Origin of the sequence: Nocardia sp. NPDC020380, assembly GCF_044386975.1 — a bacterium.
Taxonomy (GTDB): Bacteria; Actinomycetota; Actinomycetes; order Mycobacteriales; family Mycobacteriaceae; genus Nocardia.
Genome location: NZ_JBIRVQ010000001.1, coordinates 51,238 through 73,967, shown reverse-complemented (window position 1 = coordinate 73,967; position 22,730 = coordinate 51,238). Strand labels below are relative to the sequence as shown.

16 protein-coding genes are annotated in these 22,730 nt (G+C 67.5%); 10 read left to right on the top strand and 6 right to left on the bottom strand.

The features are described from left to right. Positions 1-15: 15 nt before the first annotated feature. The 8 genes from ACH438_RS00335 to ACH438_RS00300 all read left to right on the top strand — a co-directional run bounded on the left by ACH438_RS00335 (position 16) and on the right by ACH438_RS00300 (position 8,806). Positions 16-705 carry a dTMP kinase gene (locus ACH438_RS00335; RefSeq protein ID WP_396999504.1) on the top strand — a complete coding sequence of 230 codons (690 nt, stop codon included), beginning with the start codon at positions 16-18 and terminating at the stop codon, positions 703-705. A gap of 78 nt (positions 706-783) precedes the next feature. Continuing rightward, positions 784-1,461 carry an MtrAB system response regulator MtrA gene (mtrA, locus tag ACH438_RS00330; protein ID WP_033090495.1) on the top strand — a complete coding sequence of 226 codons (678 nt, stop codon included), beginning with the start codon at positions 784-786 and terminating at the stop codon, positions 1,459-1,461. After that, the gene (mtrB, locus tag ACH438_RS00325) at positions 1,458-3,482 is read left to right on the top strand and encodes an MtrAB system histidine kinase MtrB (protein ID WP_396999501.1); all 2,025 of its coding nucleotides are present in this window, start codon (positions 1,458-1,460) and stop codon (positions 3,480-3,482) included. Before mtrA ends, mtrB begins: the two co-directional genes overlap by 4 nt. Then, a complete protein-coding gene (gene lpqB, locus ACH438_RS00320) occupies positions 3,479-5,275 on the top strand; it encodes an MtrAB system accessory lipoprotein LpqB (protein WP_396999499.1) in 1,797 nt (598 codons plus the stop codon). The genes mtrB and lpqB overlap by 4 nt, the downstream gene beginning before the upstream one ends. Positions 5,276-5,395: 120 nt before the next feature. Beyond that, on the top strand, positions 5,396-6,085 hold the full coding sequence (locus tag ACH438_RS00315) for a ComF family protein (protein WP_396999497.1): 690 nt from the start codon (positions 5,396-5,398) through the stop codon (positions 6,083-6,085). Positions 6,086-6,317: 232 nt separating this feature from the next. Further along, positions 6,318-6,989 (top strand): ribosome hibernation-promoting factor, HPF/YfiA family, encoded by a 672-nt coding sequence (gene hpf / locus ACH438_RS00310; protein ID WP_397000688.1) that lies wholly within the window; start codon positions 6,318-6,320, stop codon positions 6,987-6,989. Between the two features lie 191 nt (positions 6,990-7,180). Further along, positions 7,181-8,461 carry an acetyl-CoA C-acyltransferase gene (locus ACH438_RS00305; RefSeq protein WP_396999495.1) on the top strand — a complete coding sequence of 427 codons (1,281 nt, stop codon included), beginning with the start codon at positions 7,181-7,183 and terminating at the stop codon, positions 8,459-8,461. Between the two features lie 117 nt (positions 8,462-8,578). Continuing rightward, complete coding sequence (locus tag ACH438_RS00300; protein ID WP_396999493.1) at positions 8,579-8,806, top strand: hypothetical protein; 228 nt, start codon at positions 8,579-8,581, stop codon at positions 8,804-8,806. Between the two features lie 24 nt (positions 8,807-8,830). On the opposite strand, the gene bluB is transcribed toward ACH438_RS00300, so the two are convergent. The 6 genes from bluB to ACH438_RS00270 all read right to left on the bottom strand — a co-directional run bounded on the left by bluB (position 8,831) and on the right by ACH438_RS00270 (position 15,787). Then, positions 8,831-9,514, bottom strand: coding sequence for a 5,6-dimethylbenzimidazole synthase (gene bluB / locus ACH438_RS00295; protein ID WP_396999491.1), 684 nt, complete (start codon positions 9,512-9,514; stop codon positions 8,831-8,833). 80 nt (positions 9,515-9,594) lie between these two features. Further along, positions 9,595-10,848 carry a fatty acid desaturase family protein gene (locus ACH438_RS00290; protein WP_396999489.1) on the bottom strand — a complete coding sequence of 418 codons (1,254 nt, stop codon included), beginning with the start codon at positions 10,846-10,848 and terminating at the stop codon, positions 9,595-9,597. A gap of 95 nt (positions 10,849-10,943) precedes the next feature. After that, the gene (locus ACH438_RS00285; RefSeq protein ID WP_396999487.1) at positions 10,944-12,389 is read right to left on the bottom strand and encodes a fatty acid desaturase family protein; all 1,446 of its coding nucleotides are present in this window, start codon (positions 12,387-12,389) and stop codon (positions 10,944-10,946) included. 159 nt (positions 12,390-12,548) lie between these two features. Next, the gene (locus ACH438_RS00280; RefSeq protein WP_396999485.1) at positions 12,549-13,709 is read right to left on the bottom strand and encodes a ferredoxin reductase; all 1,161 of its coding nucleotides are present in this window, start codon (positions 13,707-13,709) and stop codon (positions 12,549-12,551) included. Positions 13,710-13,839: 130 nt separating this feature from the next. Then, a complete protein-coding gene (locus tag ACH438_RS00275) occupies positions 13,840-14,343 on the bottom strand; it encodes a DUF6912 family protein (RefSeq protein ID WP_397000686.1) in 504 nt (167 codons plus the stop codon). A gap of 22 nt (positions 14,344-14,365) precedes the next feature. Next, positions 14,366-15,787, bottom strand: a complete 1,422-nt coding sequence (locus ACH438_RS00270) for a wax ester/triacylglycerol synthase family O-acyltransferase (RefSeq protein ID WP_396999483.1) — start codon at positions 15,785-15,787, stop codon at positions 14,366-14,368. A 472-nt stretch (positions 15,788-16,259) separates the two neighbouring features. On the opposite strand from ACH438_RS00270, the gene secA reads away from it, so the two are divergent. Further along, positions 16,260-19,097 carry a preprotein translocase subunit SecA gene (gene secA / locus ACH438_RS00265; protein ID WP_396999481.1) on the top strand — a complete coding sequence of 946 codons (2,838 nt, stop codon included), beginning with the start codon at positions 16,260-16,262 and terminating at the stop codon, positions 19,095-19,097. 456 nt (positions 19,098-19,553) lie between these two features. After that, entirely contained in the window at positions 19,554-22,730 is a 3,177-nt protein-coding gene (locus tag ACH438_RS00260) for an AAA family ATPase (RefSeq protein ID WP_396999479.1), read from the top strand.

The window sequence follows — 22,730 nt, the reverse complement described above, 5'->3', positions numbered from 1 at the left end:
GGTACCCTCGCGGGCATGGGTGTACTGGTTCCGGTGGAGGGCCTCGACGGCGCGGGCAAACGCACGCTCACCGAGGCCGTCGTCACCGCCCTGCGCACCCGCGGCCTGCGTGTGGCCACCCTGGCTTTCCCGCGCTACGGCGTATCGGTGCATGCCGATCTCGCCGCCGAAGCGCTCCGCGGCGGACACGGCGACGTGGCCGCCTCGGTCAACGGCATGGCATTGCTGTTCGCCCTCGACAGATATGATGCGCGCGATCACCTGTCGAAGTTGCTGGCGGACAACGACATCGTGCTGCTCGACCGCTACGTCGCCTCCAATGCCGCCTACTCCGCCGCCCGGCTGGAACAGGACGCGCACGGCGAAATAGTGTCCTGGGTCGGGGAATTGGAGTATGAACGTTTCGGGCTCCCCGTCCCGGATGTCCAGATTCTCCTGGATGTCCCGGTCGATGTGGCCGAAGAACGCGCGCGGCTACGCGGAGCAGCCGACACCGCACGCGCTTTGGACGCCTACGAAAAAGACGGGGGACTACAGCGACGGACCGGAAACGTCTACCGTGAACTCGCCGAAACGAACTGGCGGGGACCGTGGTGGATATATCGGTCCACTACGGATAAGGCAGCGTCCTCTGCAGAAAAGCAAATGGGCGGTGACGATCCGGCAACACTCGCGGCGCGGCTCGCGGAATTGGTTGCCGGATAGGGTTGGATGTGCGCCGACAGGTCACGACTGTTGGCGTGGCGGCCCGATCGGAGCGCGAGAGGTGACAACATAGTAGTTATGAAGCCGAAGATTCTGGTCGTCGACGACGATATGGCACTCGCTGAGATGCTCACGATCGTCTTGCGCGGTGAGGGTTTCGACCCCCACGTCGTCGGTGACGGCACGCAGGCGCTGACCGCGGTCCGGGAGCTGCGTCCGGATCTCGTGTTGCTGGACCTCATGCTGCCCGGCATGAACGGCATCGACGTATGCCGGGTGCTGCGAGCCGATTCGGGAGTACCCATCGTGATGCTGACGGCGAAGACCGACACGGTCGACGTCGTCCTGGGTTTGGAAAGTGGCGCCGACGATTACATCGTCAAGCCGTTCAAGCCGAAGGAACTCGTTGCTCGGGTGCGGGCCCGCCTGCGCCGCACCGAGGAGGAGCCACAGGAACTGCTGTCCATCGCGGACATCGTCATCGACGTGCCGGCGCACAAGGTGACCCGCGGCGGCGCGCAGATCTCGCTGACCCCGCTGGAATTCGATCTACTGGTGGCGCTGGCCCGCAAGCCACGCCAGGTGTTCACCCGCGAAGTGCTGCTCGAACAGGTCTGGGGCTACCGGCATGCCGCCGATACCCGCCTGGTCAACGTGCACGTGCAGCGGTTGCGCGCCAAGGTGGAGAAGGATCCCGAGAACCCTGAGATCGTGCTTACCGTACGAGGTGTTGGGTACAAGGCCGGACCGCCGTGATCGCTGGTTCCAGAAACCGCGTTCAGCGGTGGCTGGCGGTAGTGGTGGCCTGGTTCCGCAATGTCGGAGAACAACTGGGCCACGTCTGGCGGCGTTCGCTGCAATTGCGCGTCGTCGTGTCCACCCTCACCCTGTCGTTGATCGTGATCACGATTCTGGGCGTCGTGCTCACGAGTCAGATCACCGACAGGCTGCTGGATGGGAAGATCAACGCGGCCGTCGAGGAGATGGCGCGCGCCCGGAATACCGTCCAGAACAACCTCACCGGAGTCCACGACTCCGGCACCCAGCAGGGCCGACTGGAGGACGCCCGCCGTGCCCTCGCCGGCAACGGCGGGACCCAATCCGGCGGCGCCGCAGGCAGTTACGACTCCGCACTGGCCATGATCGGCGACAGCCAGCAGGAGATCACCGCCGGGCCCATCCAGGAAGTCCCGCCCGAACTGCGGCACTTCGTGAAGGAACGACAGGTCAGCTACCAGTTCGCGACGGTCTCCGATTCGGGCGGGTACCGCGGGCCCGCACTCATCATCGGCAGCCCGGCCACGGATGTAGACTCGCTGGAGATCTACCTGATCTTCCCGCTCACCAACGAGCAGCGCAGCCTCTCGCTCATGCGCGGCACCATGCTCATCGGCGGCATCGTGCTACTGGTGCTGCTCGCCGCCATCACCGCCCTGGTGACCCGGCAGGTCGTGCTGCCCATCCGATCCGCCGCCCGCATCGCGAGTCGCTTCGCCGACGGACGACTCAAAGAGCGCATGCTGGTGCGCGGCGAGGACGACATGGCCAGGCTGGCCATGTCTTTCAATGAGATGGCCGAAAGTCTTTCCAACCAGATCACCCAATTGGAGGAGTTCGGAAATCTGCAGCGCCGCTTCACCTCCGACGTCAGCCACGAACTGCGCACACCATTGACCACCGTGCGCATGGCGGCCGACCTCATCCACGGATCCAGCGACGACCTGGACCCCGCGCTGGCGCGCTCCGCCGAACTCCTCGTCAACGAACTCGACCGCTTCGAGGGCCTGCTCAACGACCTGCTCGAAATCTCCCGCCACGACGCGGGTGTCGCCGAACTCCAGGTCGAATCCCTCGACGTGCGCATGTGCGCGCGGGCCGCCGTCTCCACCGTGCGGCACCTCGCCAAGGAATCCAGCGTCGAACTCGTCGTCGACCTGCCCGAGGAACCCCTTGTCGCCGAGGTGGATCCGCGCCGCGTCGAACGGGTACTGCGCAACCTGCTCGCCAATGCCATCGACCACAGCGAAGGCAAACCCGTCCTCATGCGCATGCGCGGCGACGTGGACGCCAATGCCGTCGCCATCGTGGTCCGCGACCAGGGCGTGGGCCTGCGGCCCGGCGAAGAGAAACTCGTCTTCAACCGCTTCTGGCGCTCCGACCCTTCCCGCATGCGCCGCTCCGGCGGCACCGGACTCGGCCTGTCCATCAGCGTCGAGGACGCCAACCTGCACGAGGGCAAGCTCGAGGCCTGGGGCGAGATCGGGGTGGGCGCCAGCTTCCGGCTCACCCTGCCGCTGGTCCGCGGCCGCAAACTCGGACCCAGCCCGCTCTCCCTGGAACCGCCCAAGCAGCGCGGCGCGGTCGTCCCGGAACAGCTCGCCCTCGACATCGGCGGCGCCGACGCGCTCGCGGCCCTCGCCGCGGCGAACGAGCTGCCCGCCATCGAAGCCGGGCCCGCCGCCGAGAGCACGCTCGAACCGCCCCACGCCTTCGACCCGCCGACCCTCGGATTCATCTCCGGCACCGGCGTTTTCGCACCCGAGAACAACGGTGATCTCGGGGGTGAAGACCACGGCGGCCTGGCCGGCGAGAATCACGGCGGTCTCGTGGGCGAGAGCTATGGCGGGCTCGTCGGCGAAAGCAGCGGCGACAGCACCGAATCCGCGGCAGCGGATGAATCCGGCCATGCCACAACCGGGTCCGGCAACGGACCGGGGCCGGACGACGAATCTCCGGGCGAGAGTGTGCTCGCAGACACGGAGGACGGGAAGCCATGAGTCTTCCCGTATCGCGTCCGGTGCGGGCGCTGGCGGTGCTCTGCTGCCTGCTCGGGCTGACCGCCTGCGCGAGCCTGCCCGATTCGTCCGCTCCGCAGGCGCTCGGCACCATCGACCGGCAGCCCGCCAGCCTCGGACCTACCCCGCCCATCGCCGGGCGGGAACCCGAACAGCTGCTGCAGGACTTCTTCGCCGCCACCGCCGACCCCACCAACCGGCATCAGGCCGCGCGCCAATACCTCTCGCCCGCCGCCAACGTGCGCTGGGACGACGCGGCCGGCACCACCATCGTCGACACGCCCGACACCTTGCGCGAATCTCGCAGCTCCGACAACGCGACCTTCGTCATCCGCGCCCGCAAGATCGGCGAGCTCTCCGCCGACGGCTCCTACCGGGCCAGCGACGGCACCCTGGAGAACAAGGTCGAGATGGTGAAGGTCGACGGCCAGTGGCGGGTCGACGACCTGCCCGCCGGCGTGCTCATCGAACAGACCGCATTCGCCAAGTCCTACAAGCGGTTCTCGCTGTTCTTCCCCAACCTCAACAGCAATGCCATGGTCCCCGACCTGCGCTGGATCTCCGCGGGCAAGGAACAACTGACCGACAAACTGCTCGGCATGCTCGCCCAGGGGCCCAATGCGGCGCTCGCGCCCGCGGTGCGGAATCCCTTGTCCGGGGCCGTGTCCGTGCACGGGCCCATCACCAAGGCCAACGGTGAGACCGCCAATATCGGGGTGGGCGGCGGCGGGGTCGCCATCGACTTCGCCGGCGCCGCGGCCCTGGACCCGAAGACCCGGGAACTGCTCGCCACCCAGGTGGTGCTCACCCTCGCCGGGGCCGAGGTACTCGGGCCCTACGTGCTGCAGGGCGACGGCAAACCCCTCGACGACCGCTTCCCCGGCGGCATCAACCGCACCGACGTCGAGCAGATGGGGCCCGACGCCATCGCCAGCAACAAGGCCGGACTGCACGCCATCCGGGACGGGTCGCTGGTCGCCATCACCGATACCGGAATCACCGCCGCCCCCGGCTTCTTCGGCACCACCCACACGCTGCAGACGGTGGGGCTCTCCCCGGACGGGCAGCTGGTCGCCGCCGTCGCCCGCTCCGGCCGCCCGGATCCGGAACCCGAACGCACCCTGATCATCGGAACCTATGACGGGCAGGGTTTCCCGGTCGCCACCGGCGGCACCTTCACCCGCCCGTCCTGGCCCGCCGACGGCAGCTCGGCCTGGTCGGTGGTGGACGGCGACAAGGTGATCCGGGCCGTGCACGACCGCAGCACCGGGAACGTGTCCGTTCAGGACGTGGACATCTCCGATCTCACCGCGGCCGCCGCCAACAGCAGCACGCCGCGCGGGCCCATCACCGAGCTACGCATCTCACCGTCCGGCGCGCGAGTTGCCCTGGTGGCCAACGGCAAGGTGTACGTCGCCACCGTCGCGCCGCAGCCCAACGGCAAGTACTCGCTGACCTCGCCGGTGCCGCTCGCCATCGGGCTGAGCACGCCCGCGGTCTCCATCGACTGGCTCAGCGACGAACGCGTCATCATCGGCCGCGACGGCAATGTCGACCCGGTGGCCGGGGTGCTGGTGGACGGCTCCGAATTCCGATCGCAGACAACGCAGAACCTGACCCCGCCGATCCGTGTCGTCACCGCCTCGCCGGATGGCGAGTACGTGGCCGACTCACGAGCGGTCCTGGAGCTGACCCGCAATCCCGAAGGCGGCGAATACTACTGGCGCGAGGTCCCCGGCCTCGGCGCCAACGCCATCCCGGTGCTGCCGGGCTAGCGGCCGCTGTGGCCGGTTCGCCGGGCGTGTCCGGGAACTCGCTGGCCAGGGGGTGCGAGGTTGCGGCGTTGGGGCGCTTTGCCATTCCAACGGCCCGCAGGCGGGCGCACACTGAGTGGCATGGGGGATCGCATACCGAATGGGCCGGGGAGCCGCAGCGGGGCCGTGGGGGAGCTGCTGGATCTGATCTTGCCGCGCGCCTGCGGCGGGTGCGGGGCGGCGGGAACCGGGTGGTGTGCGGATTGCGCTCGGGCACTGGCGGGTCCGCCGCGGCGGGTGCGGCCGCGGGCCGATCCCGGGGTGCCGTGCTGGGCGCTGGCCGCCTACCGGGGTGCGCCGCGGCGCGCGGTGCTGGCCGCCAAGGAACAGTGGCGGCGCGATCTGGCCGGGCCACTGGGCGCCGCATTGGCCAGGGGGCTGGAAAGTTTGCGCGATACCGCGCGGCCGTTGATTCTGGTCCCGGCGCCGAGCCGGAAGGCGGCCGCGCGGCGGCGCGGCGGTGATCCGGTGGTGCGTGCGGCGAACGTCGCGGCGAGTTGGCTGGTGGATTGCCGACTGATACGTATGTTGCACATGCGACCAGGAGTGAGGGATTCGGTCGGCCTCGGAGCAGGCGACCGCCAGCACAATCTGCGCGGGCGGATCATCGTAGCCCCGCCCTGTCCGGATACCGCCGGGTTTTCGGCAAATGCCGAGGTAGTGCTCATTGATGACGTGTTGACCACCGGTGCCACGGTGAGCGAATCGGTGCGTGCGCTGGCTGGGGCGAATGTGACGGTTCGTGCCGTGCTGGTTACTTGTGTCGCTTGATTCTTCGAAATTTGCGTGAACACTGGCGGACAGATCGCTGGCGTACTAGCGTCGCGATCAGACACCCGAACCGCAAGTTTGGAGGTGGCGCCTCGGACCATCAGTGCCGAGCGAGTTCATCGATCGGCACACGTTTCAATCCCGCCGCACGAGCGGCTTGTGCGGCCAGATCCGGGAGGTACGCGTGACGACTTCTTCACGACCTTCAGCGAAGAACGCAGAGACTGCGGTGCTGCTGGATGACGAGTTCATCCAAGACGATTCCACTACGGACAACCACGCTGACGTCGTGGTCAAGGGGCGGACCCTGGGCGAGGGAGGTGTCCCCGACCATTTCCGAATCCACGTCGCGGACAAGCTTTCCCGCTTGGAACGCTTCGACCCCACCATCTACCTCTTCGACGTGGAACTCACGCACGAACGCAATCGTCGTCAACGCAAGAACTGCCAGCGGATAGAAATCACCGCACGCGGTAAGGGCCCTGTCGTCCGGGCCGAAGCGTGCGCCGACAGCTTCTACGCCGCCCTCGAGCAGGCGGTCGAGAAGCTGGAGAGCCGGTTGCGCCGGCTCAAGGATCGCCGTCGCGTACATCATGGGGACAAGACGCCGATCTCGGTGTCCGAAGCGACGGCCGGACTCATCGACGAAGCCCTGTTCGGTCCGAACGGAGCCGTCGCCGCCCACCAGCACTCGTCCGATGACCTGGACGGGGAGAATGCCGGTCCCGGCCACGTGGTGCGCACCAAGACCCATCCCGCGATCCCCATGACGGTCGATGACGCCCTCTACCAGATGGAGCTCGTCGGCCACGATTTCTTCATGTTCATGGACAAGGAGACCGACCGACCGTCGGTCGTCTATCGTCGCCACGCCTTCGACTACGGCCTCATCCGGCTGGCCTAGGCTGCCCCGCCTCCCCGTGACTTCGGCGCGCAACAAAGTGCCGTCGGAGTCGCGGATGCGTGCTGCGGTTGGGTGGGTGCCCGAATTCTGGACGTACCCGGTGAGTTACCCGGACCCGCACGAGATCAGTCGTCACGTTCCGATCCACCAGCCATCTTGCTGTGACGGGGTGTATCAGTTACAACTGACTCGTGAGTAAACGAGCCGTCATCGTCGCCGGAGCACGGACTCCGTTCGTGCGGGCATTCACCGACTACACCCGGATGGATTCCATCGACCTGGCCGATCGCGCGGTGAGCGGCCTGCTGGAACGCACCGGACTCCCCAAGACGGACGTGCAGGCCATCGTGTGGGGCGGGGTCATCCTGCCCAGCGCGGCGCCCAATATCGCCCGCGAAATCGCGCTCGACCTCCAGCTCGACCCGGGCTGCGAAGGCTATACCGTCACGCGCGCCTGCGCCTCCGGCCTGCAGGCCGTGGTGTCCGCGGCCGCCGCCATCGAACGCGGCGAGTACGACATCATGATCGCCGGCGGCAGCGACTCCACCTCCAATGCCGAGGTGAAGCTGCCGCAGAAGCTGGTGCACGTCGGCGCGCCGCTCGCCCTGGGCAAGCCCAAGGCCCGGGACTACCTCAGCGCCGCAAGCCAATTGGCGCCCTTCTACGACCTCATGCCGCGCCGCCCCAAGATCCAGGAGCGCACCACCGGCGAGGTCATGGGCGAATCCGCCGAGAAAATGGCTGCAATCCACAATGTTTCGCGCGTCGAACAGGATCGCTTCGCCGTCACCTCGCATCACCGCGCCGCCGACGCCATCGAATCCGGCCGCTTCGACGCCGAGGTACTGACCGTCACCACCCCCGACGGCGTGACCGTCAAGCGCGACGGCCTGGTCCGCCGCGACACCAGCATGGCCAAGATGTCCAAGCTGGCACCGGTTTTCGCCGAACACGGCACCGTCACCGCGGGCAATGCCAGCCCGCTCACCGACGGCGCCGCCGCCGTCCTCCTCATGAGCGAGGACAAGGCCCGCGAACTCGGCCTGCAACCCCTCGCCGCCTTCCGCTCCTGGAGCTTCGTCAGCGTGGACCCGCGCGACCAGGTCCTCATCGGCCCGGCCATCTCCATGCCCCGCGCCCTCGACAAGGCCGGAATGTCCCTGTCCGACATCGATTTCGTCGACATCCACGAGGCCTTCGCCGCTCAGACCCTCTCCGTGGTGTCGGCCCTGGCCTCCACCGATTGGGCAAAACAGCGCCTCGATCGCGATACCGCCGTCGGCGAAATCGATCCGGCGATCCTGAATGTGCACGGCGGATCGGTCTCCCTCGGCCACCCCTTCGGGGCCACCGGCGCCCGCATGGTCACCACCATGGCCAACGAATTGGCCCTCACCGGTAAGTCGGCCGCGCTGCTCGGTATCTGCGCCGCGGGCGGCATCGGCGCGTCGGCGGTGCTGGAAAGGGTCTGACCACCTCTTCCGCCCGGAATTCCTGCCTCGTCGATCACATGTGATCGACGAGGCATTTCCGTATGTCCACCCCCGTCTTCACCGGTGGATTCCTTCCGATTTCCGGCTGATTCTGTCGTGGCCGGCGGTGTCGTCGGCCTGTCCCTCGGCCTCGCCGGAGCAGCGGTCGGCGGTGCCGTCGGCACCGTGATCGGCGGCACCGTGGGCCCGGTCGTGGGCGGAACCGCCGGCGCTGGAGCAGGTGCGGCCGCCGGAGCCGGCGCAGGAGCCGTCCCGGGCGCCGCGGCAGGTGCCGCGGTAGGCGCGGGCATCGGCGCCGGCGTCGGCGCCGCACTCCAGCACTGAACTTCGCTCTATTTCGTGTTTCTGTCAGGCGCGGGGGATGAGGTCGTCGCTGCGGTCGGTGAAGCGGCCCCAGTGGATGGCGTCCTCGAGGGGGCGGCGGTTGCGCCAGCCGAAGCGTTCCAGGTCGGGGACGGACTGGAATTCGGTGACCGGGCCGACGCAGAGCCAGGCGACCGGCTTCACGTGGGCGGGGAGGTCGAGGAGGTCGGCGAGTACGGGCTCGTCGTAGAAGCTCACCCAGCCGACGCCGACACCCTCGGCGGTGGCGGCCAGCCACAGGTTCTGGATGGCGAGAATCGTGGAGTAGATGCCGGTCTCGGGGACCGAGGCGCGGCCCAGCACGTGCGTGCCGCCGCGGGACTGATTGTGGGTGACCACGATGCCGGTGCCGGACTCGACGATGCCCTCGATCTTGATCGGATTGAAGGTCTCGGAGCGGTCCGCGGGCAGGGAATCGTGGAATTCGCGGCGTTTGTCGGCGACGTGATCGGCGAATTTCTGCAGCATCGCCGCCTCGCGGATCACGACGAAATCCCAGGGCATGGAGTTACCCACGCTCGGCGCGCGATGCGCGGCCTCGAGAATCCGCATGAGCGTTGCATCGTCCACGACTTCCCCGGTGAATTCCGCGCGCACATCGCGGCGCAGGCGGATGGCGTCGTAGACGCTGAGACACTCGGTGGGTACAACGGGGCCTTCAGATAACACGTCCCATAGTGAACCAGGTACGGAAAAGGCTCCGCCGACCGGTCGGCGGAGCCTTTCGCAGAGTGTGCGGGTGTGGGCGGTCAGCCCGCCAGCGCCGGCTGCTTGCGGCGGGACAGGCGGCGGCCGCCCTCCTTGAGCGCGGTGCGCAGGCCCTTGTAGCGGCCGGTCACGGGGTCGATGTAGCCCTCGCCGCCGAATGCCTTCTCGGACTTGGTTTCCGGAGCGTCGTCGGTGCCGCGGCGCAGGTACTTGTTGGGCAGCGACAGCTTCATGATGGTGCGCCACGACTTCGCGTACTGCACGGGCAGCGAGCCGGTGGTGTACGGGAGGTCGTACTTGTCGCACATGGCGCGCACGCGAACGGCGATGGACGCCATGCGGTTCGACGGCAGATCCGGGAACAGGTGGTGCTCGATCTGGTGCGAGAGGTTACCGGTCATGAAGTGCATGAGCGGGCCGCCGGAGATATTGGCGGAGCCCAGCATCTGACGCAGGTACCACTCGTCGTGGGTCTCGCTCTCCACATCGCCCTTGGTGAACTTCTCGGCGCCGTCGGGGAAGTGGCCGCAGAAGATGACCGCATTGGTCCACACATTGCGCACGACATTCGCGGCCAGATTCGCGGTCAGCGTACCCAGGAAGGCCGGACCGGTGAGCAGCGGGAAGATCAGGTAGTCCTTGGCGGCCTGCTTGCCGATCTTCTTGAGGACCACATTGCGGTCCTTCTCGAACTGGACGCGCTCGGGCGAGCCCGGCGCCCACTTCTTCTTGGCGAGCTTGCCGAGTTCCAGATGCTGAATGGCCACACCGTATTCGAAGAACATCTGCAGCAGCAGGTTGTACACCGGCTGGCCCAGGTAGAACGGCGACCAGCGCTGGTCCCGGGTGACGCGCAGCAGGCCGTAGCCGATGTCGTCGTCCATGCCGAGCACATTGGTGTACTTGTGGTGCAGGAAGTTGTGCGTGATCTTCCAGTGCTCCGACGGCCCGGCGTTGTCCCACTCCCATTTGGTGGAGTGGATTTCGGGATCGTTCATCCAATCCCATTGGCCGTGCATGACATTGTGGCCGATCTCCATGTTCTCGATGATCTTGGCCGTGCCGAGCAGGGCGACGCCCGCGAGCCACGCCGGCGGGAACAGGCTGAAGAAAAGCACTCCACGACCACTGATTTCGAGCGCACGCTGCAAGCGGATCACATTGCGGATGTACTTTGCGTCGGATTCACCCCGGGAGGCTTCGATCTCGCGGCGGATGGCATCCAGCTCCGCGCCGATCGCTTCGACATCCTCCGGGGTGAGGTGTGCGTATTCCTTGACATCCGAGATCGCCATGGAGGTTACAGTACCGTAGGTTACGGCTCCGTAGGTTACGGGCGATCGAATCTCTAACGTGTCGAATACCGCATTGTTTTCGAGACTCGACTCTGCTAGCGCCTACGACGACGAAGAATACGCGAGGTTCGCCGCTCTCGCCCGGCTTTCGCCTGCAGCAGCGCCTTTTCCTGCCGCGCCTTTTCCTGCAACGCGATCTTGGCCTCGCGGAGCACCGCCTTCTCGTGCTGCGCCTTCTCCTTCAAAGCCACCTTGGCCTCCTGGAGTGCCGACCGCAGCCCGCGCCGCTGACCCGTCACCGGGTCCACGCCGTTCAGGTGATGCTCGGCCAGCCATTCATTGTTCTGCAGCCATTCGTTGTTCTGCAGCGACGGCAGCGACGGCAGGGTGATGCCCGCGAATTTCCGCTCCGAGGACGTCTCCGGCGCATCGTCCGAGGTCCGGCGCAGGAAACGGTCCGGCAGCGCCAGCTTGTGAATGGTCCGGAACGCCAGCAGGTATTGCTTGCCCAGCGAACCGGTGGTGTAGGGCAGGTCGTACTTGTCGCACAACTCCCGCACCTTCACCGACACTTCCGGATACCGGTTGCTGGGGATATCCGGGAACAGGTGATGCTCGATCTGATAGCTCAGATTGCCGCTCATGAACGCCATCGTCGGGCCCGCGTCGAAATTCGCGCTGCCCAGCATCTGCCGCAGGTACCACTCGCCCTGCGTCTCGTTCTCGAACTGCTCCTCGGTGAATTTCTCGGCGCCGTCCGGGAAATGGCCGCAGAAGATCACCGCGTATGCCCAGAGATTGCGGACGAGATTGGCGGTGGCATTCGCCTTGAGGGTCGACTTCCATGCCGGACCGGTGAGCGCCGGATAGATCACGAAATCCTTGACGACCTGCTTGCCGGCCTTACGCCAGAACGCCTTGTTCGGTTCGGTGAAGATGTGGCGCGGCGGGAAGAGCTGGCTCGGCGGTATCCCCATCTGTTCCTTGGTGGCGGCCAGATCGTGAATCGCGATGCCCCACTCGAACAGCGCCGCCAGAATCAGATTCGCGACCGGCTGCGCGAGATTGATCGGCTTCCACTCCTCGTCGCGCGTCATGCGCAGGATGCCGAAGCCCAGATCGTCATCCATGTCGAGGATGTTGGTGTACATGTGATGGGAGTAGTTGTGCGCGGCCTTCCACTGCGCCGACGTCCCCGTCATATCCCACTCCCAGGTGGTGGAGTGGATCTCCGGGTCGTTCATCCAATCCCATTGCCCGTGGCTGATGTTGTGCCCGAGCTCCATGTTCTCGATGATCTTCGCGACCGAGAGCAGCGCGGTACCGGTGAGCCAGGCCCAGCGCTTCTTGGAAGCGAAGAGTGTGGCGCGGCCCGCGGCTTCCAGAATGCGCTGCGCGGCAATGGTGTGCCGGATGTACTTGGCATCCTTGTCGCCCAGGGAGACCTCGACGTCGCGGCGAACAGTGTCGAGTTCGCGGCCCAGAGCCTCTATATCCGCCGCCGTGAGATGAGCGAACGTCTTGATGTCGGTGATGGCCACCGGAGGTCCTTCCGTGTTTCGCGGTAGCCCGACATTGGGCCGCGAGGTGAGAGCGCTGATGCCGCTTCCGGCGGGCTCGACTGCTATCGAGGGTATCCGGTCAACGACCGGTGCGCGTCACGTGGTTCCCGCGATCCCGCTGCCGGGCGGAGTCGCGTGTCACACGTCCAGGGTGCAATCGCCGGCGGCGGCGGAGATGCAGGTCTGCACCTTGTCGCCGGCCCGGTGTTCGTTGCCGTTGCGCAGATCTCGCACATGGCCGTCGGTGACGGTCAGCACGCAGGTCTGGCAGATGCCCATGCGGCAGCCGAACGGCATCTGGACACCCGCGCTCTCGCCCGCCTGCATGAGGGTGGTCGCGCCGTCCACCTCGATGCTGCGGCCGGTCTTCGCGAAGGTGACCTTACCGCCCTCGGCCGTGGCGGAGCGTTCGATCTCGAACCGCTCCACATGCAGCTGATGTTCCAGACCCGCTGCGGCCCAATGCTTCTCGAGCTCGTCGAGCATGCCCAGCGGACCGCAGGCCCAGGTCTCGCGTTCCCGCCAGTCCGGGCACACCTCGTCCAGGTCGGCGAGCGCGAACTTGCCGTTCTCGCCGGTCAGGTGCAGGTGTGCGGTGAAACTCGGGTGCTTGTCGTGCATTTCGCGCAACTCGTCACCGAACATCACATCGTCGGGCGTGCGCGCCGAATGAATGTGCAGCACATCGGTGACCGCGTCGCGGCGATCCATGGTGCGCAGCATGGCCATCACCGGGGTGATGCCCGAACCGGCCGTCACGAACAGCACCTTCGGCGGAATCGGCTGCGGCAGCACGAAACCGCCCTGCGGCGCCGCGAGACGCACGACCGCGCCCTCCGGCACACCGCTCACGATGTGGCTGGACAGGAAGCCCTCCGGCATCGCCTTCACGGCGATCGAGATGAGCCGCTTGCCCTTGTGCTCGGGGTCCGACCAATCGGGCGGGCAGGTCAGTGAATACGACCGCCAGTGCCAGCGGCCGTCCACCAGGATGCCGATGCCGATGTACTGCCCCGGCTCGAACTTGAAGTCGAATCCCCAGCCCGGCTTGATCACCAGGGTGGCGGAATCGGCGGTCTCCTTGCGCACCTCCACGATCCGCCCGCGCAGTTCGCGCGCCGACCAGAGGGGATTCACCAAATGCAGGTAATCGTCGGGCAGCAGGGGAGTGGTGATACGTGCCGCGGCTCCCCGCAGCGCGTCGAGGGGTGTACGCCCGGCGGTGGCGCCCTCGGCCACCGGAGCTTCCAGCCACTCGCGCAAGCCACGCACGGAGAACCCGCCACTCTTCGAAGCCATGATCCGGAAACCCGTTCCTATCGTCGTACCGCATCCTGTCACAGTCAGGTTACGGCATCGTAGGTTACGGCGCCGTCGGTAGCGGTTGGGTATGGCGCTCCGGAGGCCCGGAACCCGTTGTCGTCGCCGTTCAGAGCAGTTCGAGCAGGAACGGCAGTTCCTGCGCCGCATACCAGGCGAGCTGGTGATCCTCGGCATCGCCGAGTACGAACTCGGCATCCGGATCGCCCATATCGGCGGCGTCGATCACATCGGCGGCCTTGGCCACATCGGCCTCCGCCTCGGCCAGGTCCACGTGGATGGAGGCGATCCGGTCGTAGGGGATGGCAGCCGAGAGCCGCACCACCGCATCGTCCAGATCCGGGCGCAGGGTCACCCCGTCCACATCGGCGGCGATGACCGCGCGGCGGTAGATCGGCTTGTTGTCGGCGGCCTGATCCTCGGCCAGCAGCCGCAGCGAGGCGCGCGCGGCCTCCTGCATGGCGACCTCGGCCAGTTCCTCGTCGTCCCCGGAGGCGTAGGCCTCGCGCAGTGCCGGCGTCACCGCGAAGGCGGTGTCGTTGATCGCCCGGAGTTCCCGGTCGGCGACCAGTTCCCGCAGCATCGGCATGGTGGCAGGGACGTACACCCGCAGCTTCCTCGATACGGCGGACGACTCACTGGACGCAGGCACCGAGCATCTCCTCCATCGACTCGTGCACCGAAGCGGCGAGCACCGCGATATCCGCCATCGCCTCGCGATCGGCATTGAGCCCGTAGAAGACCCGCCCGTCATAGGACGTGAGCCCGATACTCAATGCCTGAAAGCGCAGCAGCGGCGATACCGGGTACATCTCCAGCATCCGCGCGCCGCCGATGTACATGGGCTGCTGCGGACCCGGCGCGTTGGTGATCACCAGATTGAACGTGTGCTCTGCAAAAGTACTCGCCGAGCGCACGCTCATGGCATGCAGGCTCGCCGGAGCGAATCCGGCCATGTGCACCAGGGTCCGGGCGCGCACGCCGCGCTGATGCCGGGCGTGCGCCTCGGTGGCGTGCTTGATGTGTTCCATGCGGATCGCCGGATTCGGTTCGCCCACCGGCAGATCCAGCAGCAGCGAGGTGACCTCGCCGGCCGGTTTCAGCTCACCGTGCGGGCCTTCCGCGTACACCGACATGGGGACGACGGCCCTGAGTGCGTCGGCCTCGGTGAGAACTTGCCCGCGGGACAGCAGCCAATTGCGCAGCGCGCCCGTGACCACGGCGAGGATCACATCGTTGATCGAGCAGTCGTAGCGCTTGCGGATCTTGCGGTAGTCCTCCAGATCGGTGCGCACCACCTCGAAGCGGCGATTGCGGGAGGTGTGGATGTTCAGGGGGCTGTCCGGCGCGCCGATGGCCGCGGTCCGCACCATGGACACCAGTTTGCGCACCGCCTTACCGGTGGCGTCGATCATGGAGAACGCCTCGGCCATATGGTGCTGGGCCACCTCGAGGCCCTCGCGCGGTTGCGCGGCCAGGTGCAGCACCGCGCCGATGAGCAGTTCCAGATCGGCGGGTTCGCGATGCGCGATCCAGGCGTCGTCGGCGACCTCGCGCGGCGCGGCGGACGTGTCCAGGATCACATGCCCGATCTCCAGTGCCGAATCGCCGTCGACCAGCGCCGAATGCGTCTTGGTGAAGATCGCGGACCGGCCCTCCGAGAGGCCCTCGACGAGATACATCTCCCACAGCGGGCGGGTGTGGTCGAGCGGGCGTGAGGCCAGCCGGGCGACCAGGTCCAGCAGGTGTTCGTCGGTGCCCGGTTCGGGCAGCGCGGACCGCCGGATGTGATAGGTGATGTCGAAGTGGCTGTCGTCCACCCACACCGGGCGGCCCAGCGCGAACGGGATCTCCCGCACCTTGCGCCGGTACAGCGGCACCAGCGGCAGCCGCGACTCCACCAGGTCGACGAGCCCGTCGTAGTCCAGGGGCGCGTGGCCCGAATTCCCGGCCGGTGCCGCATTGCGCAGAATCGCCAGGGAACCGATGTGCATGGGGTTGCTGCTCGACTCGAGCCGGTAGAACGACGCGTCCTGCGGCGTCAGTCTGGTGATCACGCTGCCCGCTACTCCCTAATCCTGCCTGCGCCCGCAGTCTGTCCCCCTGCCGAGGCGTCGGCGTTCCGGCGGTGTCCACCGGTCTGATGGCAAGCTATCGCAATCCGATCACCTGGGGGAATGGATGGGCGCCAGTGCCCGAGCCCTCGCGGCGCCCGCGGCGGCCGCTGGTTCCGGAGCGGCTTCGCGAGACGCCGCACCCCGGACCCCCTACATGGTACTTCAGTGGATCTGAAACGGCCTCTGACGCAACAGCATTCGCTGCATTGTCGCTGGGGCTCACAAAGTCGCGCGAGCAACCGTGCGGGGAACCCGGCTTCACAGGTTCCGCTCAGCGCCCGGAGCATCCCCCGCGCACTTCAGCACCTATGCTGGGCTCCGGATTACCATGGCAGTGAGTTGCGCGCTCGCGCGCACGCTCCCCGCCTTGGTGGGGGCTACCGAATAAACCGACCAGAGGACTACAAGACCCGTGCCTGCGCTGACGCTTTCGAGGTTGCTACGGATTGGTGAAGGTCGCACGGTCAAGCGGCTTGCGAACCTGGCCGATGAGGTCATCGCCCTGGACGAGGAGTACTCGGCGCTGTCCGATGCCGAACTCCGGGCCAAGACCGAGGAGTTCAAGGAGCGCTACGCCGACGGCGAGTCCCTCGACGAACTGCTCCTCGAAGCCTTCGCCACCGCGCGGGAAGCCTCCTGGCGAGTCCTCAATCAGAAGCACTACAAGGTGCAGATCATGGGCGGCGCCGCCCTGCACATCGGCAATGTGTCGGAGATGAAGACCGGTGAGGGCAAGACCCTCACCTGTGTGCTGCCCGCCTACCTCAATGCCATCAGCGGCGAGGGCGTGCACGTGGTCACCGTCAACGACTACCTCGCCAAGCGCGATGCCGAGTGGATGGGCCGCGTGCACCGTTTCCTCGGTTTCGAGGTCGGTGTGATCCTCGGCGGTATGAGCCCGGCCGAGCGCCGCGTGGCGTACGCCGCCGAGATCACCTACGGCACCAACAACGAGTTCGGCTTCGACTACCTGCGCGACAATATGACCCACTCGCTGGACGATCTGGTCCAGCGCGGGCACAACTTCGCGATCGTCGACGAGGTCGACTCCATCCTCATCGACGAGGCCCGTACCCCGCTGATCATCTCGGGCCCGGCGGACGCCTCCTCGAAGTGGTACGCGGAGTTCGCGCGCATCGCGCCGCTGCTGAAGAAGGACCTGCACTACGAGGTCGACATCAAGAAGCGCACCATCGGTGTGCACGAGGCGGGCGTCGAGTTCATCGAGGATCAGCTCGGTATCGACAACCTGTACGAGGCCGCGAACTCGCCGCTGGTCAGCTACGTGAACAACGCCATCAAGGCGAAGGAGCTGTACACCCGCGACAAGGACTACATCGTCCGCGACGGCGAGGTCATCATCGTCGACGAGTTCACGGGCCGAATCCTGGTGGGCCGCCGCTACAACGAGGGCATGCACCAGGCCATCGAGGCCAAAGAGGGCGTGGAGATCCAGCCGGAGAACCAGACTCTCGCCACCATCACGCTGCAGAACTACTTCCGTCTCTACGACAAGCTGTCCGGCATGACCGGTACCGCCGAGACCGAGGCGGCCGAGCTGCACCAGACCTACGGCCTGGGCGTGGTGCCGATCCCGACCAACAAGCCGATGATCCGCGCCGACCAGTCGGACCTGATCTACAAGACCGAAGAGGCCAAGTACTCGGCCGTCGCCGACGATATCGTCGAGCGGCACGAGAAGGGCCAGCCGGTGCTGGTCGGCACCACCTCGGTCGAGCGTTCGGAGTACCTGTCCAAGCAGCTCACCAAGCGCGGTATCCCGCACAACGTGCTGAACGCCAAGTTCCACGAGCAGGAAGCGCAGATCGTGGCCGAGGCGGGCCGGCCGGGCGCGGTCACGGTGGCCACCAATATGGCCGGTCGTGGTACCGATATCGTGCTGGGCGGCAACCCGGACATCATCGCCGACATCCTGCTGCGCCGTGAGGGCTTCGACCCGGTCGAGACCGCCGACGAGTACGAGGCGCGCTGGCTGCCCACCCTGGAACAGGTGAAGGAGCAGACCGAGGAGGACGCGGAGGCGGTGCGTGAGGCCGGCGGCCTCTACGTGCTCGGCACCGAACGGCACGAGTCGCGGCGCATCGACAACCAGCTGCGCGGTCGTTCCGGCCGGCAGGGCGACCCGGGCGAGTCCCGCTTCTACCTGTCGCTGGGTGACGAGCTGATGCGGCGCTTCAACGGCGCGGCACTCGAGACCATCATGACCCGCCTGAACCTGCCGGACGATGTGCCGATCGAGGCCAAGATGGTCTCGCGCGCGATCAAATCCGCGCAGACCCAGGTCGAGCAGCAGAACTTCGAGATCCGCAAGAACGTTCTGAAGTACGACGAGGTCATGAACCAGCAGCGCAAGGTGATCTACGCCGAGCGCGCCCGCATCCTCGAAGGCGAGGATATGGAGGGCCAGGTCCAGGAGATGATCACCGACGTGATCACCGCCTACGTCAACGGCGCCACCGCCGAGGGCTACGTGGAGGACTGGGATCTCGCCAAGCTGTGGACCGCGCTGAAGACGTTGTACCCCATCGGGATCGACTACAAGGACCTCACGGGTGAGGCGCAGACCGGCGAGCCCGGCGACCTCGACCGCGAGGAACTCCTGGAAGCCATCCTCGAGGACGCGCACGCCGCCTACGAGAACCGCGAGAACGAAATCGACGGTCTCGCAGGCGAAGGCAGCATGCGGAACCTGGAACGCCAGATCCTGCTGTCGGTGCTGGACCGCAAGTGGCGTGAGCACCTCTACGAGATGGACTACCTCAAGGAGGGCATCGGCCTGCGGGCCATGGCGCAGCGCGATCCGCTGGTCGAGTACCAGCGCGAGGGCTTCGACATGTTCGCCGCCATGCTGGAGGGCCTGAAGGAGGAGTCGGTCGGCTTCCTGTTCAACCTGCAGGTCGAGGTGCAGCAGCCGCAGCCGGCGGGCGTGAACGTGGGCGCGGGCCTGCAGTCGCCGGTCGGTAATCGCCCGCTGCCCACCGACGAGGCCGCGGCCAACGGCAATGGCACTGCCGCTCCGGCGGCCTTGCGCGCCAAGGGTATCGACGAGTCGGGTCCGCGTGGCCTGTCGTACTCGGGTCCGGACGAGGGCGGTCAGGCCGCGGTCCGCAGCGATCGTGACGAGTACGGCGCCGAGGACGGCGACGGTGGCACGCGGCGTGAGCGGCGTGAGGCGGCGCGTGCCGCGTCCAAGCAGGATCGGGCGCCGAAGTCGAAGCGCCGCCGCTGATTTCCGACTGTTCGTAGCGTGATTTTCGGGCGCCCGGGTGATTTCACCCGGGCGCCCGATCCGTACGGCCGCAGTGTCGTCCGTACATCCGGAATTTCCGAAGACTTCGGTATTGCTCTATCTTTGCGGGCATGCAAAATTGGTCGCGCGGTGATTCGGCGTGCGACCCTGCATTTCGTGGATTCGCTGTGATGTGCGTCGCAAACTACGGCGTGCGATCCGATTCCCCGGTGTGGTTTCCCGATTTCCCCGTCCCGTGCGACGGCCTGTCTACCTCGGTCGTCGCTGCCGGCCGGGATATTAAGCGAGGCAGCGACATTCGGTATCGGCCGGTGAATCGGTCACCGTATCGGTCACCGCCGGGCGGCAGGGTTTAACCCCAGGAATTAACCCATTTTGGGGGACTTCAAACCTGTTATTTGATTGCAGCTTGTTAGCTACGATAAATTGCCATTTGTGCATCAGAGAGAAGCGCTGTACGGGCGGGAACAGGAGCAGATCCAACTGGATCGAATGCTCACCGCAGCGCGTTGCGGCAATGGTTCGGCCGCAGTCCTTTACGGAGAACCGGCAGTAGGCAAGACCACAATTCTGGGGGATGCGCTACAACGAGCCACCGATTTCCGAATCCTGCGCTGTCGTGGCGCATACGCCGAGTCCGAACTGAGTTTCGCCGCACTGCACGAACTCCTGCTACCCGTCACCGGACGGCTGGCCGCACTACCCGACCCGCAGGCTCGCGCGCTGGGCGCCGCACTCGGCAGCGACCCCGGACCGGCGGACCCCTTCCTCGTCCGCGCGGCCCTGGTCACCCTGTTGACCACGCTGGCCGCCGAAATGCCGCTGCTGCTCATCGTCGACGACGCGCACCTGGTCGACGACGCCACCGCGCACGCGCTCGTCTTCGCGCTGCGGCGGCTGTCGGCCGCGCCCGTGGTGCTGTTGTGCGCCATGCGCTTCGATCCCGCCGGCACCGTCTGGCGTGGTCTCCCCGCACTGCCCATCACCGGCCTCGACGAAGCGGACGCACGCCGCCTGGTGGAGGAACAGTGCGGCCCGGTGGGCGCCCTCCGGGTGGCCCGCGTCCTCGAAGTGGCGCAGGGCAACCCGCTGGCCCTGCGCGAATTGCCGAGCATGACAGCGGAACTCGCCGGCGCCACCCGCGGCTCCATGCTGTTCGGGCCGCGCCTGCGCGCCGTCTACCACGACCGCGTCGCCGGCCTGCCCGGCCCGGTACGCACCCTGCTGACCGTGGCCGCCGCCGAAACCCGCGGCGTCCACCGCGTCGTCTCGGTGTCGGCCGGCGCCCTCGGAGTCACCACCGCCGCATGGGAATTCGTGACCCGCGAACACCTGCTGTCCGTCGGTGACGGCTGCGTCGACGTCCTGGACCGCCTGCTCTGCGCCGCCGTCCACGATGCCGCCACCCCCGCTGAACGCCGCGCCGCCCACCTGGCCATCGCCGCCGCCCTCACCGCGCCCGGCGAACAGGACCTGCGCGTCTGGCATCGCGCCGTGGCCGCCGAATTCCCCGACGAAGCCCTCGCCGCCGCCCTCGCGGACAGCGCCGAGCACGCCCGCTACGGCTCCCTGGTGGCCGCGGCCATGCTCCGCCAGGCCGCCGCCATCACCCCCGAACCGGACGCCGCCGCCCGCCGCCTGGCCGCCGCGGCCCGTTTCGCCTGGGCCGGAGGCGATATCGAATCCGCCGACTCCCTCCTCGGCCGCGCCGCCGACCGCATCTCCCCGGAAGGCCTGGCCGTGGCCGGCCGCGGTCTCGCCGGCCTCCTGGAATTCGTAGCCGGCCAGCCGGAACGCGCCGCCGCCCTGCTGCACCGCGACGCCGCCCTGGTCAGCGACCCCGAAACCGCCGCGCACCTCCGCGAATTGGCCGCCCAGGCCCGCTGGGCCGCCGGCCTGGAAGACCCTCCACCCCCGACCCCTCTCACCCTCGGCCCCGACCTCGCGGCGATCCCCGTCCACACCCTGCGCACCGGGACGCCCGCGCTCGTCGCGACCCCCCTGGCCGTCGCTCTCGCCGCGCCGACCGCGGTCGCGGAGACCGCCGCGGCACTGTCCACCTCCGGCCTGCCCGTCGACACAGCCGCAGCTGTTGCGGTGGACGAGACGGCTTTGCCCGCTGACACTCTCGCGATAGCCGCCGCATCCGGTGGGGGCGGCCTACCGGCTTCGCCCATCCCGATGGGCGTGCCTTTCGCGGCGGCCGGGATGTCCGCGCCGGTCGCTGATTCCGCTGTGCCGATCGCAGTCGTCGAGACGGCTTTGCCCGCTGACACTCTCGCGACGGCTGCCGGCGCCCGGATCGCGGTGCCGAGCACAGTCGTTCGTGGTGCCGGAGCAGCGGGCGAGGCGCCGGGTGTGGTCATCGGCGGTGCCGGGGCCGCGGTCCTGCTGCCCGGTGCTGCCGCGGGTGGTGCCGGGGACCGGATCGTGCGGTCCGGCACCGGGACTCGGGTGGCCGATCCGGAGGGGCCGGGGGATATGTGGCAGGGGATGGGGGCGGCCGACGCCATTCTGCGGCGGTTGCCGCCCGCGCCGCTGGTGTTGTTGTGGGGGCTGGCGGGGCAGGCGATCGAGCCGTTCGGGGCGGCGGTGGCCGGGTTGCGGGCGGCGGGGGCGCATCCGGCGACGGTGTGTCTGCTGCCGCAGCTGGCGATCCTGCAGTTCGCCAACGGGCGGTGGGCGGAGGCCGAGGAGACGCTGGCCGAGGCGTTCGAGCTGGCGCGGTCGGTGGGGACGGCGAACGTGCTGGCGCAGTGCTACACGTTGCGCGCGAAGATCGCTGCGCTGCGCGGTGATTCGGACACCGTGCTGGAGAGTGCGGAGCGGGCGCTCGCCATCGCGCGGCCGCATCGTGCGCATGCGCTGATCGCCTCGGTGCATTGGCATCTGGGTTTCCATGCCTTGAGCAAGTCGGATCCGGAGGCCGCGTATCTGCGGTTGCGGACGCTCGCGCAGCCCGGTCATGATGCGCGGCATCCGACCTATGCGCGGCTGGCCGCGCTGGACATGGTCGAGGCGGCGAGTCGGGTCGGGCGGCTGGAGGAGGCGGCCGCCTACGCGGAAACCATTCAGGCGTGGGCGATTCGCTCGCGCGCGGATTGGGCGATCTCGATGGCCTATGCCTGCCGCGCCCTGCTGAGCGCGGACGATCGCGCCGATCACTGGTTCCAGCGCGCCCTGGCGCCGCGCCGTGCCGCGCCGGAGCTGACCACTGCCCGCATCCATCTGCTGTACGGCAAGTGGCTGCGCCGCATGCGCCGCCGCGGTGACGCCGCCGAGCACCTGCGCACGGCGCGTGATTCCTTCGAGCGCATGGGCGCCACCGAATGGGCGCTGCGCGCTCAGCAGGAACTCGAACTCACCGGCCGCCGTCTCGCACCCGCCGCGACACCGGGTGCGGGTTCGGTGCTCACGGCCCAGGAGACCCGCGTCGCCCGTTTAGCGGCCCAGGGTCTCACCAACCGTGAGATCGGCGCCGAACTGTTCCTCAGCCCGCGCACCGTCGGCCACCACCTGTCCCGCATCTTCGGCAAACTCGGCCTGAGCCGCCGGGCGGAGTTGGTGGACATCGATTTCGACAACGGCATGCGCATCGTCCGCCCGCGCTGA

Bases quoted from the DNA above. Each gene is read 5' to 3' on its own strand.
- lpqB (WP_396999499.1), top strand. From the start codon at position 3,479: ATGAGTCTTCCCGTATCGCGTCCGGTGCGGGCGCTGGCGGTGCTCTGC.
- ACH438_RS00280 (WP_396999485.1), bottom strand. From the start codon at position 13,709: ATGGCTTCGAAGAGTGGCGGGTTCTCCGTGCGTGGCTTGCGCGAGTGG.
- ACH438_RS00335 (WP_396999504.1), top strand. From the start codon at position 16: ATGGGTGTACTGGTTCCGGTGGAGGGCCTCGACGGCGCGGGCAAACGC.
- ACH438_RS00315 (WP_396999497.1), top strand. From the start codon at position 5,396: ATGGGGGATCGCATACCGAATGGGCCGGGGAGCCGCAGCGGGGCCGTG.
- mtrA (WP_033090495.1), top strand. From the start codon at position 784: ATGAAGCCGAAGATTCTGGTCGTCGACGACGATATGGCACTCGCTGAG.
- ACH438_RS00290 (WP_396999489.1), bottom strand. From the start codon at position 10,848: ATGGCGATCTCGGATGTCAAGGAATACGCACACCTCACCCCGGAGGAT.